Source organism: Streptomyces sp. NBC_01190 (assembly GCF_045039895.1).
In the GTDB taxonomy this organism is placed as follows: Bacteria; Actinomycetota; Actinomycetes; order Streptomycetales; family Streptomycetaceae; genus Actinacidiphila.
Genome location: NZ_CP108580.1, coordinates 5,626,903 through 5,642,384, shown reverse-complemented (window position 1 = coordinate 5,642,384; position 15,482 = coordinate 5,626,903). Strand labels below are relative to the sequence as shown.

Annotated in this window: 15 protein-coding genes; 9 read left to right on the top strand and 6 right to left on the bottom strand. The window is 71.3% G+C overall.

Features of this window, described 5'->3' with window-relative positions; translation table 11 throughout:
• The first annotated feature begins 223 nt into the window (after nt 1-223).
• Nucleotides 224-1,231, top strand: coding sequence for a LuxR C-terminal-related transcriptional regulator (locus tag OG519_RS23800; protein WP_405587486.1), 1,008 nt, complete (start codon nt 224-226; stop codon nt 1,229-1,231).
• Nucleotides 1,232-1,369: 138 nt separating this feature from the next.
• Complete coding sequence (locus OG519_RS23795; protein ID WP_405587483.1) at nt 1,370-1,756, top strand: hypothetical protein; 387 nt, start codon at nt 1,370-1,372, stop codon at nt 1,754-1,756.
• A 234-nt stretch (nt 1,757-1,990) separates the two neighbouring features.
• Here OG519_RS23795 and OG519_RS23790 read toward each other — a convergent pair whose 3' ends face one another.
• The 3 genes from OG519_RS23790 to OG519_RS23780 form a co-directional block, all read right to left on the bottom strand.
• On the bottom strand, nt 1,991-2,287 hold the full coding sequence (locus tag OG519_RS23790; protein ID WP_405587480.1) for a hypothetical protein: 297 nt from the start codon (nt 2,285-2,287) through the stop codon (nt 1,991-1,993).
• 342 nt (nt 2,288-2,629) lie between these two features.
• Complete coding sequence (locus OG519_RS23785) at nt 2,630-3,121, bottom strand: glutathione peroxidase (protein WP_405587477.1); 492 nt, start codon at nt 3,119-3,121, stop codon at nt 2,630-2,632.
• Between the two features lie 97 nt (nt 3,122-3,218).
• Nucleotides 3,219-3,875: a pentapeptide repeat-containing protein gene (locus tag OG519_RS23780; protein WP_405587475.1), complete on the bottom strand. Its 657-nt coding sequence runs from the start codon at nt 3,873-3,875 to the stop codon at nt 3,219-3,221.
• A 169-nt stretch (nt 3,876-4,044) separates the two neighbouring features.
• On the opposite strand from OG519_RS23780, the gene OG519_RS23775 reads away from it, so the two are divergent.
• Both OG519_RS23775 and OG519_RS23770 read left to right on the top strand, forming a co-directional pair.
• The gene (locus OG519_RS23775) at nt 4,045-5,469 is read left to right on the top strand and encodes an FtsW/RodA/SpoVE family cell cycle protein (RefSeq protein ID WP_405587472.1); all 1,425 of its coding nucleotides are present in this window, start codon (nt 4,045-4,047) and stop codon (nt 5,467-5,469) included.
• Nucleotides 5,466-6,995: a penicillin-binding transpeptidase domain-containing protein gene (locus OG519_RS23770; RefSeq protein ID WP_405587470.1), complete on the top strand. Its 1,530-nt coding sequence runs from the start codon at nt 5,466-5,468 to the stop codon at nt 6,993-6,995. The genes OG519_RS23775 and OG519_RS23770 overlap by 4 nt, the downstream gene beginning before the upstream one ends.
• On the opposite strand, the gene OG519_RS23765 is transcribed toward OG519_RS23770, so the two are convergent.
• Both OG519_RS23765 and OG519_RS23760 read right to left on the bottom strand, forming a co-directional pair.
• Nucleotides 6,965-7,825, bottom strand: a complete 861-nt coding sequence (locus OG519_RS23765; RefSeq protein WP_405587467.1) for a polysaccharide deacetylase family protein — start codon at nt 7,823-7,825, stop codon at nt 6,965-6,967. The two genes, OG519_RS23770 and OG519_RS23765, sit on opposite strands and share 31 nt — an antisense overlap.
• Before the next feature lie 151 nt (nt 7,826-7,976).
• Nucleotides 7,977-9,104 carry a ferritin-like domain-containing protein gene (locus OG519_RS23760; RefSeq protein ID WP_405587464.1) on the bottom strand — a complete coding sequence of 376 codons (1,128 nt, stop codon included), beginning with the start codon at nt 9,102-9,104 and terminating at the stop codon, nt 7,977-7,979.
• Nucleotides 9,105-9,226: 122 nt separating this feature from the next.
• Here OG519_RS23760 and OG519_RS23755 point away from each other — a divergent pair, with 122 nt between their 5' ends.
• The gene (locus OG519_RS23755) at nt 9,227-10,180 is read left to right on the top strand and encodes a diiron oxygenase (RefSeq protein WP_405587461.1); all 954 of its coding nucleotides are present in this window, start codon (nt 9,227-9,229) and stop codon (nt 10,178-10,180) included.
• A gap of 65 nt (nt 10,181-10,245) precedes the next feature.
• On the opposite strand, the gene OG519_RS23750 is transcribed toward OG519_RS23755, so the two are convergent.
• The gene (locus tag OG519_RS23750) at nt 10,246-10,971 is read right to left on the bottom strand and encodes a TetR/AcrR family transcriptional regulator (protein WP_405587458.1); all 726 of its coding nucleotides are present in this window, start codon (nt 10,969-10,971) and stop codon (nt 10,246-10,248) included.
• Between the two features lie 86 nt (nt 10,972-11,057).
• Here OG519_RS23750 and OG519_RS23745 point away from each other — a divergent pair, with 86 nt between their 5' ends.
• The 4 genes from OG519_RS23745 (at nt 11,058) to OG519_RS23730 (ending at nt 15,469) form a co-directional block, all read left to right on the top strand.
• Nucleotides 11,058-11,321 (top strand): hypothetical protein, encoded by a 264-nt coding sequence (locus tag OG519_RS23745; protein WP_405587455.1) that lies wholly within the window; start codon nt 11,058-11,060, stop codon nt 11,319-11,321.
• A gap of 112 nt (nt 11,322-11,433) precedes the next feature.
• Nucleotides 11,434-13,077, top strand: coding sequence for a chitinase (locus tag OG519_RS23740; RefSeq protein ID WP_405587453.1), 1,644 nt, complete (start codon nt 11,434-11,436; stop codon nt 13,075-13,077).
• Nucleotides 13,078-13,360: 283 nt separating this feature from the next.
• Nucleotides 13,361-13,864, top strand: coding sequence for a molybdenum cofactor biosysynthesis protein (locus OG519_RS23735; RefSeq protein ID WP_405587451.1), 504 nt, complete (start codon nt 13,361-13,363; stop codon nt 13,862-13,864).
• Between the two features lie 243 nt (nt 13,865-14,107).
• Nucleotides 14,108-15,469, top strand: coding sequence for an NlpC/P60 family protein (locus OG519_RS23730; protein ID WP_405587448.1), 1,362 nt, complete (start codon nt 14,108-14,110; stop codon nt 15,467-15,469).
• Nucleotides 15,470-15,482 lie beyond the last annotated feature (13 nt).

Here is a 15,482-nt window from a genome sequence, read left to right as displayed (position 1 = left end):
TGTTCGAGTTACCGGCCAGCCGAGAATCGACCCCGATACTGGCGGGAAAGCCGCCGATGATCGACCATGAAGACGCTCACGGGGCGTCGCCGGACCGGGGCCCGGCTCTCACGATGGCACACGGCCGATCCATTGCTAGAGTCGCCTCAGGTGCTGCGGACGGTCCGGGGACAGTCAGGGGATGGTGCCGCGGGTTCGGAGTGCGGCGAGGAAGGGGGATAGCGTGTCCAATTCCGTTCGGGCCGGTGGGCCGGATGCCGCTCAAATCGGTCTTGCCCTGTACCAGACGCTGCGGACCAACGGCTCCTCCTCGCCGAGCCTCGCGGCGTCGGGTCTCGGGCTCACCGAGAGTGAGGCGGAGGTCGGCTGGTCCGAGTTGCGCGCCCTGGGGCTGATACGGCCCGGGGCGGCGTCCGAGGAGGTCGACTCCGTAGAGCCGGACACCGCGTTGATCGGGCTGCTCGCCCGGCAGCGCGACGCCCTGCGGGCGCAGCGGGACGAACTGACCTCGATCGTCCAGGCGGCCGAGTCCCTTATCGAGCGCTATCGGCCCGCCGTATTGCGGGAGTCCGCCGATATCGAGGTCGAACTCGTCAGGGGTGACAGCCGGAAAAGAGGGCTCCTCAGCGATTTCAATGCGCGGATCGCGGTTTCCACCGGCTCTATGCATCCGGGTCCGCTGCCGCCGGCCGAAATTCTCGCGCAATCCCTCAAAATCGACGGCGAAATGGTCGCCCGGGGTATCAAGATGCGTGCCATTTACGGGCAGAGCATCGACTCGGCGCCGCGCCAGCGCAAATACCTTTCGGAACTGACGGAGCTCGGTGTGGAGGTGCGTCTGGCGCCCCAGGTTCCTTTCGACCTGATCATCGCGGACTCGCACAGCGCACTGCTCGCGGCCAATCCGGAGGACCCCGCCTACGCCCTCATCGTGGTCCGCGGCGCCGCGCTGGTCAGGTCATACGTCGCCCTGTACGAGGACTGCTGGCTGCGGGCCGCGCCGCACGCGGCCAAGTCGGTGAGCGCCTTCGGCCCGGGCAGCGAACTCACCGAACAGCACCGGACAACGATGCGACTTTTGGCGAACGGTTTGACTGACGAGCGTATCGCACGGAAACTAGGGGTGTCTCTGCGCACGGTGAGTCGCCTGGTGTCTGAGATCATGAGGTACCTACAAGCGGACAGTCGATTCCAGGCAGGAGTCCTGGCCGCCGCACATGGATTGATTTGAGCTGCGTATTCGCGCACTGGCGCGATGACGCAGTACTGGAACCTGGCGTTCAGGTGTTCCCTTTTGGCATGCTTGGTGGGATCACGGCTGCCTTCTCATAGCTACCACAGGCCCCTCCCACCCTTATCAAGGATGACGATGTCGCGATTCCTGCGTACGACGACCAGGACGACGGCTGCCGCCCTGTTGCTCCTTGCCCTGTCCGCCGCCGGCGGGACGGCATTGACGACCGCGCAGGGCGGGGTCCCGGCCGAGCCGGCCCCCGGAGGGGCGCTGACGCCCTCGGGACCGGACAACTGGATGCCGGGGTCGGCCACCATAGCCCCGGACAACTGGATGCCCGGTGTCGTACCGGCCAACTGGATGCCCAACGTCGTCGCCAGCGATCCCGCCATCGAACCGGACGCCGAATCGGCCGTGGAGAACGGCAATTGGATGCCCGTGCCGGAGCCGGTCAACTGGATGCCGGCGATCGCGCCGGAAGCTCCTGTCGCCGTCGAGCCGCCGACCCTCCTTGCCGCCTGACCGTCGCTGATTCCTTACTTTGTCCAGCCTTGTTCACCACGTGCACCGTGCTGATCACGTTGATCCCGTTGATCACGTTCACTACTGACCCGGTCGTCCGTACGGACCGGCCGCGGATCAAGCTGTACGGCCCATGATGGATCACGGGCCGTACAGCTTTCCTGTGGGGGGGATCCAGGGGCGGTGCCGATCACCGGTGCGCTGTGCTGGGTCAGGTCGGTCTGTCGGTCGGTCTCAGGCGCTGATGGGAAGCGATTGGCCGTGGCCGTGGGGCCGGTCGGCCACCCGCAGAGCGTGTTGCAGCAGTGCGTCGATCTCCGTGGCCGCGTCGTCGGCGGCCGGGTGAGCCGCCAGCCACCCGAGGTGGCGGCGGAGGAATGCCGCGAGGGCCGGCACCGTCCGTAGGGGGAGACGGACGGTGCGGCCCTCGACGATCAGATCGGCCCAGGAGGCGAGAGTGCCTCGAATAGCGGCGCGCGCCTCGACAGCCGGCCCGTTCAGGGGGATGCCGGGCCGGGCAGTGCCGGTCACTCGGTCGCCGGAGTTCGGCGCCGTTACGAGCGCAACCTCCAACTCGCCGTATACCCGGGGAAGCAAGGCGAGTTGCCGATCCAACCGCTCCTGGCAAGGAACGCACAGGGCAGGGTCCGTGTCGACACAAAGGTGTCCGCTACGGAACTCGTTCTCCTGCACTGCCGCTGTCCCTTCCTCGCTTTGGGGCGGTAAGAAGAGCCTTCCAGGAAGGGGTGATCCGGACAATGGCCACCGACCGGCCTGATTCTGCCATGGCGCGATCGCGCATCTAGGCAGCCGCGGCGGCACCCCCCGTGGCCTGGCACGTCCGCCCCGGCCGCCCCGCGCGACGCCGTCCGACTACGCCGGCAGATGCTGCTCGATCGCCTCGGTGACCTCCGGCGCCTCGGGAACGGTGAGGGTGCGGAACCGGCCGACCACCTCGCCGTCGGTACCGAGCAGGAACTTCTCGAAGTTCCAGCCGATGTCCCCGGCCTCGCCGTTGGCGTCGGCCACCTTGGTCAGCTCGGTGTAGAGGGGGTGCCGGTCGGCGCCGTTGACGTCCGTCTTCTCCAGCAGCGGGAAGCTGACGCCGTAGGTGGTGGTGCAGAAGGTCTGGATCTCCTCGGCGGTGCCGGGCTCCTGGCCGGCGAACTGGTTGCAGGGCACCCCCAGCACGGTGAAGCCGCGGTCGGCGTACCGCTTCTGGAGCCGCTCCAGGCCCTCGTACTGCGGGGTCTGGCCGCACTTGGAGGCGACGTTCACCACCAGCAGCACCTTGCCGCTGTGCTCGCCGAGTGTGGTGGGCGAGCCGTCGATGGTCCGCAGCGGGATGTCGTACAGAGCGCTCATGGGATCTCTCCTCGATATGACGGTCATTACGGTGTGCGGCGGTGGGCCCAGCGGTGCACAAGCGGGCTCAGCGGTGGTCAGCGGTGGTCAGCGGTGGTCAGCGGTCCAGTACGGTGATGCCGAGGGTCTGGGCCAGCGCGGGCGCCAGATCGAGCAACTGCGGGGAGCTGATGATCGCACCGCGCAGCGCGTCGTAACCGTCGGCGAGGTCGATGGTGAGCGCCCCGCGCAGATCCGCCTTCTTCAGCACCGCCCGGCCGAAGCGCGCCTGCTCCAGCTTGCTGCCGGGGAAGGTGACCCCGTCCAGCCGGGCCTCGCCGAAGTCCACGTCGCGCAGGACGCAGTCCTCGAAGACCACCTCGTGCAGCCGGGCCCCGCGCAGATTGACGGAGTCGAGCTTGCAGCGGCGGAAGACCACCCGGCGCAGCACCGCGCCGAAGGCCTCGACCCCGGCGAGTGAGCAGCCGGTGAGCGAGGAGTCCAGCCAGTCGGTCTCGGCGAGGGAGACACCGGTGAACCGGCTCCCGGTGGCGAAGACGTCGTTGAAGCGGGCCCGGCGCAGATCGGTGCCGGTGAAGACGCAGTCCGTGACGGCGGACTCCAGGAACCGGGCCCCCCGGGCGCTGTCGCCGCCTTCGAAGGAGAGCTGCTCGAAGTGGACCGTGTCGTAGTCCCCTTCGACCCCGAGCGGGCCGTGGTGCGGACGCAGGTGCGCGGCGTAGGGCAGGTCGGCGAGTTCGCTCCGGGCGGTCACCGGAACAGCGTACGACCGCCGCGCCCGGCACCGGCGGCCACCCTGGCGAAACCCACGGTGACCGGGAAACCGGCCCAACCGGTCCAACCGGCCCAATCGACCTGATCAACCCAACCGACATAGCCGACCTGACGGACAAAAACCTCGGCCGTTGCTAGCGTGACGCCCCATGAGCGCTCCGTCGGCGACCGCGCCCACCGCTCCGCCCGCCCGGTCGGCCGCCCGCCGCGGGGTCGAGCTGTCGCTGATCGTCGCCGCGGTGGCCGTCTCGATGTACGGCTACGCGGAGGTCGGCCTCGCCTCGGACGGGACGCTGCCGCGCGGCGCGGCGGGCTACGGGGCCGGTCTCGCCGCCCTGGCGGTCCTGGCCCACCTGGCGGTACGGGCCAGGGCCCGGTACGCCGATCCGCTGCTGCTGCCGATCGCGGTGCTGCTCAACGGGCTCGGCCTGGTGCTGATCCACCGGCTGGACGAGGTGCCCTCGCTCGGCGCCCGGGCGGCCGGCGCCCAGCTCGTCTGGTCGGCGCTGGGCGTCGGGCTGTTCATCGCGGTGGTGCTGGGGCTGCGCGACCACCGGGTGCTCGCCCGCTACACCTATCTGAGCGGGACGGCCGCGCTGCTGCTGATGGCGGTGCCGATCTTCTTCCCGGCCGTCAACGGCGCCAAGATCTGGATCAGGCTGGCCGGATTCTCCCTCCAGCCGGGCGAGTTCGCCAAGGTGCTGCTCGCGGTCTTCTTCGCCGGGTACCTGTCGGCGAACCGGGCCGCGCTGGCTTACGCGGGCCGGCCGGTCATCGGGGCGCGGCGGCCGCGCGGCGCGGGCAAGCCGCGGCTGCCCACCGGCCGGGTGTTCGGCCCGGTGCTGGCGATCTGGCTGGTCAGCGTGGGCATGCTGGTGCTTGAGCGGGATCTGGGCACCTCGCTGCTCTTCTTCTGCCTCTTCGTGGTGATGCTCTACGTGGCCACCGGCCGCACCGGCTGGATCGCGGTGGGGCTGCTGCTCGCCTCGGCGGGGGCCTTCGCGGCCGGTTCCCGCGTCCCGCACGTGCGCGGCCGGGTGCACGACTGGCTGCATCCCTTCGCCGGGGTCGCCGGGGTCGCCGGCGTCGCCGACGGGCGCGGGCCCAGCCAGATCGCCCAGTCGCTCTTCGCCTTCGCCGGCGGCGGCACCCTCGGCACCGGGCTCGGCCAGGGGAGTTCCTATCTGATCGGCTTCGCCGCCAAGTCGGACTTCATCCTGGCCACGGCGGGCGAGGAGCTGGGTCTGGTCGGGCTGTGCGCGGTGTTCGCGCTCTACGCCCTGCTGGTGGCCCGGGGGTTCCGGGCCGGTCTCGCGCTGCGGGACCCTTTCGGCCGGCTGCTGACGGTGGGGCTGGCGTCGCTGCTGGCCCTCCAGGTGTTCGTGATCGCCGGCGGGGTGATGGACCTGATCCCGCTGACCGGGATGGCGATGCCGTTCCTCGCCCAGGGCGGCTCGTCGGTGGTCGCCAACTGGATCCTGGTGGCGTTGCTGGTCCGGGCCAGCGACCTGGCCCGCCGCCCCGAGCCGGAACCGGCGCCGCGGCCCGGCACGTCCCTGGCGGTCGGCGGATGAACCGCTGCATCCGGCACGGCGCCGTCTTCTGCGCACTGCTGCTGGCCGCGCTGCTCGTCAACGCCGGCCGGGTGCAGTTGCTCGCCGCCCACGGTTACGCCGCGAACCCCGCCAACCGCCGTGTCATGATCGCCCGTTACCACCAGCCGCGCGGCGACATCCTGGTCGGCGGCCACCGGGTGACCGGCTCCCGGCGGACCGGCGGCCCGTTGCGGTACGAGCGGACGTACGCCGACGGGCCGCTCTACGCGCCGGTGACCGGCTTCGGTTCGCAGCTCTACGGCTCGACACTGCTGGAAGGCACCGAGGACGCCCTGCTCTCCGGCGCCGACCCGAAGCTGGACGCGGTGCCGCTGTGGCACGAGATCACCCGGGCCGGGCAGCGCGGCGGCGATGTGCGCACCACCATCGACCCGGCGGCGCAGCGGGCCGCCTTCAGCGGGCTCGCCGGGCGCAGGGGCGCGGTCGCCGCGCTCGACCCGGCCACCGGGCGGATCCTGGCGCTGGTCTCCTCGCCGTCGTACGACCCCGGGGCGCTGGCCGGCGCGGGCCGCGCCGCCCGCGACGCCTGGACCCGGCTCAACGCCGACGCCGACCAGCCGATGCTGGACCGGGCGATCCGGCAGACCTACCCGCCGGGCTCCACCTTCAAGGTCGTCACGGCCGCGGCGGCGCTCGAAGGCGGGCTGGTGAAGGACGCGCGGGCGCGTACCGACTCACCCGACCCGTACCGGCTGCCCGGCACCACCTTCTCGCTCACCAACGAGGGCCCCGGCTGCCGGGACGCGAGCGTCTTCGACGCCTTCCGGATCTCCTGCAACACCGTCTTCGCCAAGCTGGGCGCGGACCTCGGCGGCGGTCTTGTCGACCAGGCCGAGCGGTTCGGCTTCAACGACACCGGACTGCGGATCCCGCCGGGCGTCGCCAGGAGCACGGTGGACCGGGAGATGGGCCCCGACCAGGTGGCGCTCTCCGCCATCGGGCAGTTCGACACCACCGCGACGCCGCTGCAGATGGCGATGGTCGCGGCGGCGGTCGGCGACGGCGGGCGGCTGATGCGGCCCTATCTGGTGGACCGGGTGACCAACCACGCCGGGCTGACGGTGTCGGTCACCCGGCCCGGGGTGCTGCACCAGGCGGTGAGCCGGCGGACGGCCGGGCGGTTGCGGCAGTTGATGGAGGCGGTGGTGACGTCCGGCACCGGCACCGGCGCGGCCGTTCCCGGCGCGGTGGTGGGCGGCAAGACCGGCACGGCGCAGCACGGCCCGGGCAACGCGGGGACGCCGTACGCGTGGTTCATCAGCTACGCCAGGCCGCACGGCGCGGCGACGGCGGCGGTCGCGGTGGCCGTGGTGGTGGAGGACGCCGAGGCGGTCCGGGCGGACATCTCGGGGGGCGGCACCGCGGCGCCGGTGGCCCGCGCGGTGATGGCGGCGGTGCTGGCGTCGAAGGCGGCGGCGCGCTCGGCTGGTCGGCCGGCGGGCCGGGCCGCGGGTCAGTCGACCTTGGGGAAGCTGAAGCCGTAGCCCTGCTGCTTGAGCCAGGTGAGCGCCTGGTCGAGGGCGGCGACGGTCTGCGCGCGGTTGCCGCCCCCGTCGTGGAAGAGGATGGTCGGCCCGTTGTGGATCTCGTGCTTCATGGTGTGCAGGATGATGCCCACGCCCGGCCGGTCGAAGTCCTTGGTGTCGATGTTCCAGCCGAGCGGGCGCATGCCGTGCTGGGCGGCCACCGCGCGGCTCGGCGGGGTGAAGGCACCGCCGGGGGCGCGGTAGTAGTAGACGCGGGCGCCGCCGGCGGCGTGCTGGATCATGTTCCAGGCGTCGAGGATCTCGGACGTCTGGTAGGCCATCGGTTTCTTGTCCATCGCCGTGTTGTGGTGGACGGTGTGGTCGCACAGCCGGTGGCCTTCGCCGACGACGCGCTTGACCAGCGCGGGATTGGCCTGCGCCTGCGGGCCGATCATGCAGAAGACCGCGTGCACATGGTGTTTCTTCAGCACCTGGAGGACCTTGGGGGTCCACTCGGGGTCCGGGCCGTCGTCGATGGTGATGTTGACGTACTTGCCCGGGCTCTCCGCCTGGTGCTGGATCGAGTCGGGGACCGCGGGCGGTCCCGCGGGTATGTGCCCGTGGGTCGGGGTGGGCGGCCGGTTCGGCGCGGTGCGGCCGGGCGGCGGGGCGGCCGAGCGCCCCTTGGCGTCGTCGGCGGGTGCGGCCGCGCCGTCGGAGCCTGGCTTCAGCAGCGCGGAGACGGTGGCCGCTATCACCACCACCAGGACGGCGAGGATGATCGCCACCAGCTGGGGCGTCGACCTGAACCTCGCCAGAGCGACCGAGGTGAAGCGCCGTCCCGTCATCGTGTGTACCCGCCCGCCTGTCGCGCTTGCTTCCGTGCTCGAACGCGGTCCGCTCCAGCCTGCCCGGACTCGCGCACGAATAGATGCGGGGATCGGCGGTACGGTTCCTCGTCCTCCCGGGTCGGCCGGTGGCTGTTACCGAACCCGCACGTTACGGGCGCGTATCGCCGTTGTCGGCGGACCCGCCCCGGGCGATCGCGTGCTGGACCTCGGCGACGCGGGCGGCCTCCTCGGTCGCGAACCGTTGGGCGTCCAGGCGTTCGGCGACCTCCTCGTCCTCGGCCATCAGCAGGTCGAGACTGGAGTCGCCGAGTTCGAAGACGCCCATGTCCACGTACGCCTGCTGGAGCCGCGGCCCCCACAGCCCGATGTCCTTGACGCACGGCACGATCCGGCTGAAGAGCAGCTTGCGGAAGAGGTGCAGGAACTCCGACCGCTCGGTGAGTTCGGATGCCTCGGCGGTGGGGATGCCCCAGTTCTCCAGCACCTCGATGCCGCGCAACCGGTCCCGCATCAGATAGCAGCCCTCGATCACGAACTCCTCGCGCTCGCGGAGTTCGGCGTCGGTGAGCTGCTGGTAGTAGTCGCGCAGCGCCATCCGCCCGAAGGCCACATGGCGGGCCTCGTCCTGCATGACGTAGGCCAGGATCTGCCGCGGCAGCGGCTTGGTGGTGGTGTCGCGGATCATGCCGAAGGCGGCCAGCGCGAGCCCCTCGATGAGCACCTGCATCCCGAGGTACGGCATGTCCCAGCGGGAGTCGCGCAGGGTGTCGCCGAGCAGCGCCTGGAGGTTGTCGTTGACGGGGTAGAGCATGCCGATCTTGTCCCGCAGGAAGCGGCCGTAGATCTCGGCGTGCCGGGCCTCGTCCATGGTCTGGGTGGCGGAGTAGAACTTCGCGTCGAGGTCGGGCACCGACTCCACGATCCGCGCCGCGCAGACCATCGCGCCCTGCTCGCCGTGCAGGAACTGGCTGAACTGCCAGGAGGTGTAGTGCTGGCGCAGCAGCCCGCGGTCGCGCTCGTTCATGGCGTCCCAATACCGGGTGCCGTACAGGGACATGGCCTCGTCGGGGGTGCCGAGCGGGTCGTACGGGTCAACCGGGAGGTCCCAGTCGATCCGCCGGACGGCGTCCCACTGCTTGTCCTTGCCCTTCTGGTAGAGCGCGAGCAGCCGGTCGCGGCCGTCGTCGTACTCCCAGGAGAAGCGGGCCGCGCCGTTGGCGGGCACCTGCCAGGACCAGGCGGCGGGCTGCTGGGTGTAGAGGCCTTCCGTCGACATCGATGACTCCTTCGGCGCGAGGGGTTGACGGCCTTGTTGACACAGAGTCTCATAAGACCGTACCGCAGGTAACCCTCGTGCACCGGGAGCCGTTTCACATGGAAGCTGGACTGAGAGCTGGAATGGAAGCCGGACTGGACGCTGGACCCGAGACCGCGGTGGCCGCCGCGCCGGCCGCGGGGCCGGACACCACGCTCACCGGCCGGGAGAAGACCGCCGAGCGGCTGCTCGCCGCCTCCGCCAGGCACTCCTTCGACCCGGACACCGAGCTGGACTGGGCGGCGCCCTTCGAGGAGGGCAAGTGGTTCTGGCCGCCTGAGCTGGTGTCCCTCTACGACACCCCGCTGTGGAAGCGGATGACGCCCGAGCAGCGGATCGAGCTGAGCCGGCACGAGGCCGCCTCGCTCTGCGCGACCGGGATCTGGTTCGAGACCATCCTCATGCAGCTACTGCTGCGCCACACCTACGACTTGGACCCGACCAGCGGCCATGTCCGGTACGCGCTCACCGAGATCGCCGACGAGTGCCGGCACTCCCAGATGTTCGCCCGCGCCGTGACGGTGATGGGCACGCCCACCTACCGGCCGAGCCGTCTCGACCACCACCTCGGCCGGGTGCTCAAGTCGGCCTCGACCACGCCGGGTTCGTTCACCGGCACGCTGCTGGCCGAGGAGATCCTCGACTGGATGCAGCGGCTGACCTTCCCCGACGAGCGCGTCCAGCCGCTGGTGCGTGGCATCACCCGGATCCACGTGGTGGAGGAGTCCCGCCATATCCGCTACGCCCGGGAGGAGTTGAGCCGCCAGATGACGGCCGCGCCGCGCTGGGAGATCGAGTTGACCCGGCTCACCGCGGCCCAGACCGGCCGGGTGGTGGCCCGCGCGCTGATCAGCCCGCGGGTCTACGCGTCGGTCGGCCTGGACCCGGCGCAGGCGGTGGCGGCGGCCCGCACCAGCCCGCACCGGCGCGAGGTCATGACCCAGTCGGCTAAGCGGCTGATGGACTTCCTGGCGGAGATCGGCCTGGTGCGGGGCCCGAGCCGGCGGATGTGGCGGGCGTCGGGGCTGCTGGCCTGAGCCGGCGGGCCGGCTCCCCGAGGGTGGGCGTCGAGGCGCGGGCCTGCGGTCGGCCGCGCGGGGCCTCAGCGCAGCAGGTGGGAGAAGGCGGGCAGCAGCGGCGCCAGCTTGGCGGCGAGCGTGCCCGCCGGGCTCTGCGGGGTCTCCAGCGCGAGCGCGGCCGCGGCGGCCGTGGCCGCCTCCGGATCGGTGGCCGCGGTCACCATCAGCAGACCGGTGAAGTGGTCGACCAGCCAGTCCCGCAGCTCGTCGCGCGGGGTCCGCTTGCCCTCGTCCAGCCAGGTGAGCGAGACCGCCTCCACGGCGGCGATCCAGGAGCGGACCATCATCGCCAGCCGGGGGCCGGGGGCCGCGACCCCCAGATGACGCAGCACCTGTTCGACGGCCCGGCGGCGTACGTCGTCCACGATCGCCTCGGTGCGGCTGGTCTCGGCGACGCTGCCGCCGCGCAGCAGCGCCCCGTAGGCCGCGTCGTGCTCGTCGACGTAGGCGAGGTAGCGGTCGAGGGCGTCGGCGAGCCGCCGGGTGGGCGGCCCCTGGGACGGGACCTCGAACCGGCCGATCAGCTCCCGCGCGGCGCCGAGCACCGCGGCCTCGTACAACTGCTGCTTGCCGCCCGGGAAGTAGCGGTAGACCAGCGGCCTGGAGACACCGGCCGCGGCGGCCACGTCGTCCACCGAGACCTCCTCGGGGCGGCGGTGGCCGAAGAGGTCGACGGCCGCCGCGAGGAGCTGGGCACGGCGCTGTTCGACGCTCATCCGGCGGTACGCGGGGACCGCCCTGCTGGCCATGGGCGAAGCCTAACCGCCCGCCGTCCGCCGGGGGCGGTCCGTGCGGAGGCGGCACCCGGGGCGGGCCGGCATGCCATGGTTGGCCGGTGAGACACGAGAAGACCGAATTCGTCGGCGGGCCGCTCGACGGGCGGGTCCTTGACGTCCTGGTGGGGATGACCGGGCAGCCGCCACGGGTCTACACGGTGCCGGTGCCCGATCCGGACGGCGGCCCGCGGCACGAGTACGTCTACCACCGCGAGCCGAGCCCGGGACCGCGTGACGCCCGCAAAACCCGCTGGGTGTTCGTCTACGACCCGGCGGGAAAGCGGCCCGACCGGCTCAAATGGCCGTGGTCCAAGGGAGTTTGAGCAAGCCGGATATTGCATACGGTCTTGGTCCGCACCATTGACACGATTGGTCTGGACCTGTTTGCTGCCCGGTGACCGACCGGCGACCTCCTCACCCAAGGAGCATCCCCCCATGCTCACCTCCGCATCGCGCACCGGTTCCGCACTCCGCAGAAGATCACTCGCCGCCGCCGGAGCCGCCCTCGCCGGGGCCGTCGCGGTCGGCGGTCTCGTCGCCCTGGCCCCCTCGGCCAGCGCGGGCGAATTCCTGGCCAACGGCGGCTTCGAGACCGGCACGCTTTCCGGCTGGACCTGCGACGCCGGCAGCTCCGCCGTCACCGGCCAGGCGCACACCGGCACCTGGGCGCTCAAGGCCACCCCCACCGCGAGTGCCACCGGCCAGTGCAAGCAGAACGTCACCGTCGCCCCCAACACCACCTACACCCTCACCGCCCAGGTCAAGGGCAGTTACGTCTACCTCGGCGTCGACGGCGGCACCAGCACCTGGACCCCCGGTACGGGTACCGGCTACGGCCAGTTGAGCGTCTCCTTCACCACCACCGCGAGCCAGACCAGCGCGGCGGTCTACGTGCACGGCTGGTACGGACAGGCCGCGTACTACGCCGACGACATCTCGCTCCAGGGCCCGGGCAGCGGCACCACCACGCCGCCGACCACGACACCTCCCCCCACCACGCCCCCGCCGACCACGACGCCACCCCCCACCACACCTCCGCCCACCTCGCCGCCGCCGTCCGGCGGGCTGCCCACCCACGCGCTGGTCGGCTACCTCCACTCCACCTTCGCCAACGGCTCCGGCTATCTGAAGCTGGCCGATGTGCCGGACGGCTGGGACATCATCGACCTGGCCTTCGGTGAGACCTCCTCCCCCACCTCCGGCAGCATCCACTTCAACCGCTGCTCGGTGAGCGAGTGCCCGTCGGTGGAGTCCGACGCGGACTTCAAGGCCGCGATCAAGGCCAAGCAGGCCAAGGGAAAGAAGGTGCTGCTCTCCATCGGCGGCGCCAACGGCGAGGTCCAGCTCACCACCACCGCGGCCCGTGACACCTTCGTCTCCTCGGTCAGCTCCATCATCGACCAGTGGGGGCTGAACGGCGTCGACATCGACTTCGAGGGCCACTCGCTCTCGCTCAACACCGGGGACACCGACTTCAAGAACCCGACCACGCCGGTCGTGGTCAATCTGATCTCCGCGCTCAAGACGCTCAAGGCCCGCTACGGCAGCGGCTTCGTGCTCACCATGGCGCCCGAGACCTTCTTCGTCCAGATGGGCTACCAGTTCTACGGCTCAGGACCGTTCGGCGGCCAGGACCCGCGCTGCGGCGCCTATCTCCCGGTGATCTACGCCCTCCGCAACGATCTGACGCTGCTGCACGTCCAGGACTACAACTCCGGGCCGATCATGGGTCTCGACAACCAGTACCACACCATGGGCGGCGCGGACTTCCACATCGCGATGACCGACATGCTGCTCACCGGCTTCCCGGTCGCGGGCAACACCGCCAACATGTTCCCGCCGCTCGCCCCCTCCCAGGTCGGCATCGGCCTGCCCGCCTCCGGCAACGCGGGCAACGGCTACACCGCCCCCGCGACGGTCGACCAGGCGCTCGACTGCCTCACCAGGAAGACCAACTGCGGCAGCTACGTCACCCACGGCACCTGGCCGGCCCTGCGCGGCCTGATGACGTGGTCGGTCAACTGGGACAAGTTCGGCAACTGGGAGTTCGAGAACAACTTCGACAGCTACTTCGGCTGAGCGAGTAGGCCCCCAGACAGCCCGCACAGCCCGAACAGCCCCGCACAGCCCCGCACAGCCCGGACAGCCCGGACAGCCCCGAACAGGCTCCGGCCACCCCATCGGCCGCCCCCCGAACGCGTACGGCCCGGTCCCCGAGGGCGGTGACCGGGTCGTACGCCTGTGCGGGTGCAGGGGTCCGTCGGTGCGGACGTCCCGGCGCGCCGCCAGGGGTTGAGGATGTTCGGGTGGCGCCGCCGCGCGGCGGCCCGGGAAGGACCGGCCGCCTCCTATCGTGGGGCGGGTGATCACAGTGGAGATCGTGCAACTCCTGGTGTCCCCGCTGCACCGCTACGAAGGGCGCCCGGCGAGCGGCCCCGCGCCGGTCTCCGGCGAGGAGTTCGTCGAGCGGATCGAGATCCGCCGCGCCCTCGGCATCGTCGGCGACCGTTATTACGCCAGGCCCGCCCACCGCAACGCCGCCATCACCCTGATGGCCGCGGAGAACCTGCCGACCGCGATCAACCCGGCGGTCGACCTTCGGCAGACCCGCCGCAACATCCTGCTGCGCGGTGTCGACATCGACGCCCATGTCGGCTCGACCATCGCCCTGGACTCCGGGACCGGCCCCGTGCTGCTCTCCGTACGCCGCCCGGCCCGCCCCTGCGCCTGGATGAACGCCACCATCGGCCCGGGCGCCCAGCGCGCCCTCCGCGACAAGGGCGGGGTCCGCTGCGCGCCGCTCAGCGACGGGGTGCTGACGCTGGGTTTGACCGGGTTCTCGGTGATCCCGGCCGACTCGGGGTGACCCGGGGCGACACGATGTGACCCGGGGTCATCCGAGGTGACCCGGGGTCACCCGGCGGGAACTTCGGCCGCCGAGGACAACCCATCGGTGTGGCGGGTCGTCAGAAGAGGTGGGTCGGAGATCGGAAGCGCCGGGAGGTGGAGCGGCGCCAGAGGATGCCGCCCAGCTCTGTCGAAGATATGACTAACCATGACAGGATGCCCCCCGGCAAGCGTGTTACCCGCCGGTTACCTGAGATGAGGGATGTCAGTGGCCCGCCGGACCAGAACCTGGCCTCGTTCCGCGGTCGTCTGCGGCACCCTGCTCGCCGCGGCCGCGCTCTCGCTGCCCGCCGCCGAGCAGGCCGTCGCCCGTCCGTACGACCCGGTGCTCACCCCCGCCGTCCCGCTGCCGACGCTGCTCGGCCGGCTGAAGACCTCCTACCAGCAGACGGAGACGGCCACCGAGGCGTACAACCAGGCCAAGGAGACCGCCGACCAGCAGCGGGCCAAGGCCGAGGCGGTGGACCGGCAGCTCGCCGACCAGCGGGTCGCGATCGCCACCGCCAAGGACGAGATCGGGCTGATGGCGCGCCAGATGTACCAGGACGGCGCCGTGTCGCCGTATCTGTCGATGCTCACCGGCGAGACCCCGCAGGACTTCTTCGGGCAGCGGCACATCGAGGAGCGCGCCGCCGGCCACCAGCAGAACGTGCTCGACCGGCTCACCAAGGGCGAGGCCGAGCTGACCGCGCTCAACACCAAGGCCCAGCGGGCCCTGGACACGGCCCAGCGGGCACAGCGCGCGCTCGCCGCGCGCAAGACCCAGGTCGAGTCGGATCTGAAGCAGGTCGAGACGATGCTCTCCGGCCTCACCGGCGTACAGATCGACCAGCTCCAGGCGCTGGAGGAGAACGGCGACGACAAGGCGCAGCAGAGGTTCCTGGCCGCCCACTCGCTCGGCGCGGAACCCGAACTGCGCGCCCCCTCGCAGCCCGGCGACCAGGCCATCGACTACGCCTTCGCGCAGCTCGGCAAGCCGTATGTGTGGGGTGCCCAGGGTCCCAACTCCTTCGACTGCTCGGGTCTCACCTCGCAGGCGTGGTCGCACGCCGGCGTGGTCATCCCGCGCACCAGCCAGGAACAGTGGGCGCGGCTGCCGCACGTGCCGATGGAGCAGCTTCGCCCCGGCGACCTGGTGATCTACTTCCAGGGCGCCACCCATGTGGCCCTCTACATCGGCCGGGGTCTGGTCATCCAGGCGCCGCGCCCCGGCGCCGTGGTCAAGGTCTCGCCGATCGCGGCCAACCCGATCCTCGGCGCGGTCCGCCCGGACCCCGGCCGGCAGCCGCTGAAGGACTACCGGCCGAAGCCCGTACCCAAGCAGGCCGAGCGGCCGACCCCGATCGCGGTGGCCAGCCCGAAGCCGCCCATGGCGCCGGTGAAGCCCACCAAGCCCGCCAAGCCGGCCCAGCCGCCTGCCCAGCCGACGCGAGCGCCCAAGCCCGCCAAGCCGCCGGTCACCGGCGCCCCGAAGCCGTCGCCCGCCCCGACACCCACCGGGGCGACCGGTGCGACCCCGACGGCCCCGACTCCGACGGCCGCCGGCACGAGCCGATCGCACTGAGCACGCCGACGCC

Excerpts from the sequence above, each read along its gene's own strand:
- OG519_RS23795 (WP_405587483.1), top strand. The coding sequence starts at position 1,370 with ATGTCGCGATTCCTGCGTACGACGACCAGGACGACGGCTGCCGCCCTG.
- OG519_RS23785 (WP_405587477.1), bottom strand. The coding sequence starts at position 3,121 with ATGAGCGCTCTGTACGACATCCCGCTGCGGACCATCGACGGCTCGCCC.
- OG519_RS23775 (WP_405587472.1), top strand. The coding sequence starts at position 4,045 with ATGAGCGCTCCGTCGGCGACCGCGCCCACCGCTCCGCCCGCCCGGTCG.
- OG519_RS23770 (WP_405587470.1), top strand. The coding sequence starts at position 5,466 with ATGAACCGCTGCATCCGGCACGGCGCCGTCTTCTGCGCACTGCTGCTG.
- OG519_RS23765 (WP_405587467.1), bottom strand. The coding sequence starts at position 7,825 with ATGACGGGACGGCGCTTCACCTCGGTCGCTCTGGCGAGGTTCAGGTCG.
- OG519_RS23760 (WP_405587464.1), bottom strand. The coding sequence starts at position 9,104 with ATGTCGACGGAAGGCCTCTACACCCAGCAGCCCGCCGCCTGGTCCTGG.
- OG519_RS23755 (WP_405587461.1), top strand. The coding sequence starts at position 9,227 with ATGGAAGCCGGACTGGACGCTGGACCCGAGACCGCGGTGGCCGCCGCG.
- OG519_RS23750 (WP_405587458.1), bottom strand. The coding sequence starts at position 10,971 with ATGGCCAGCAGGGCGGTCCCCGCGTACCGCCGGATGAGCGTCGAACAG.
- OG519_RS23740 (WP_405587453.1), top strand. The coding sequence starts at position 11,434 with ATGCTCACCTCCGCATCGCGCACCGGTTCCGCACTCCGCAGAAGATCA.
- OG519_RS23730 (WP_405587448.1), top strand. The coding sequence starts at position 14,108 with ATGTCAGTGGCCCGCCGGACCAGAACCTGGCCTCGTTCCGCGGTCGTC.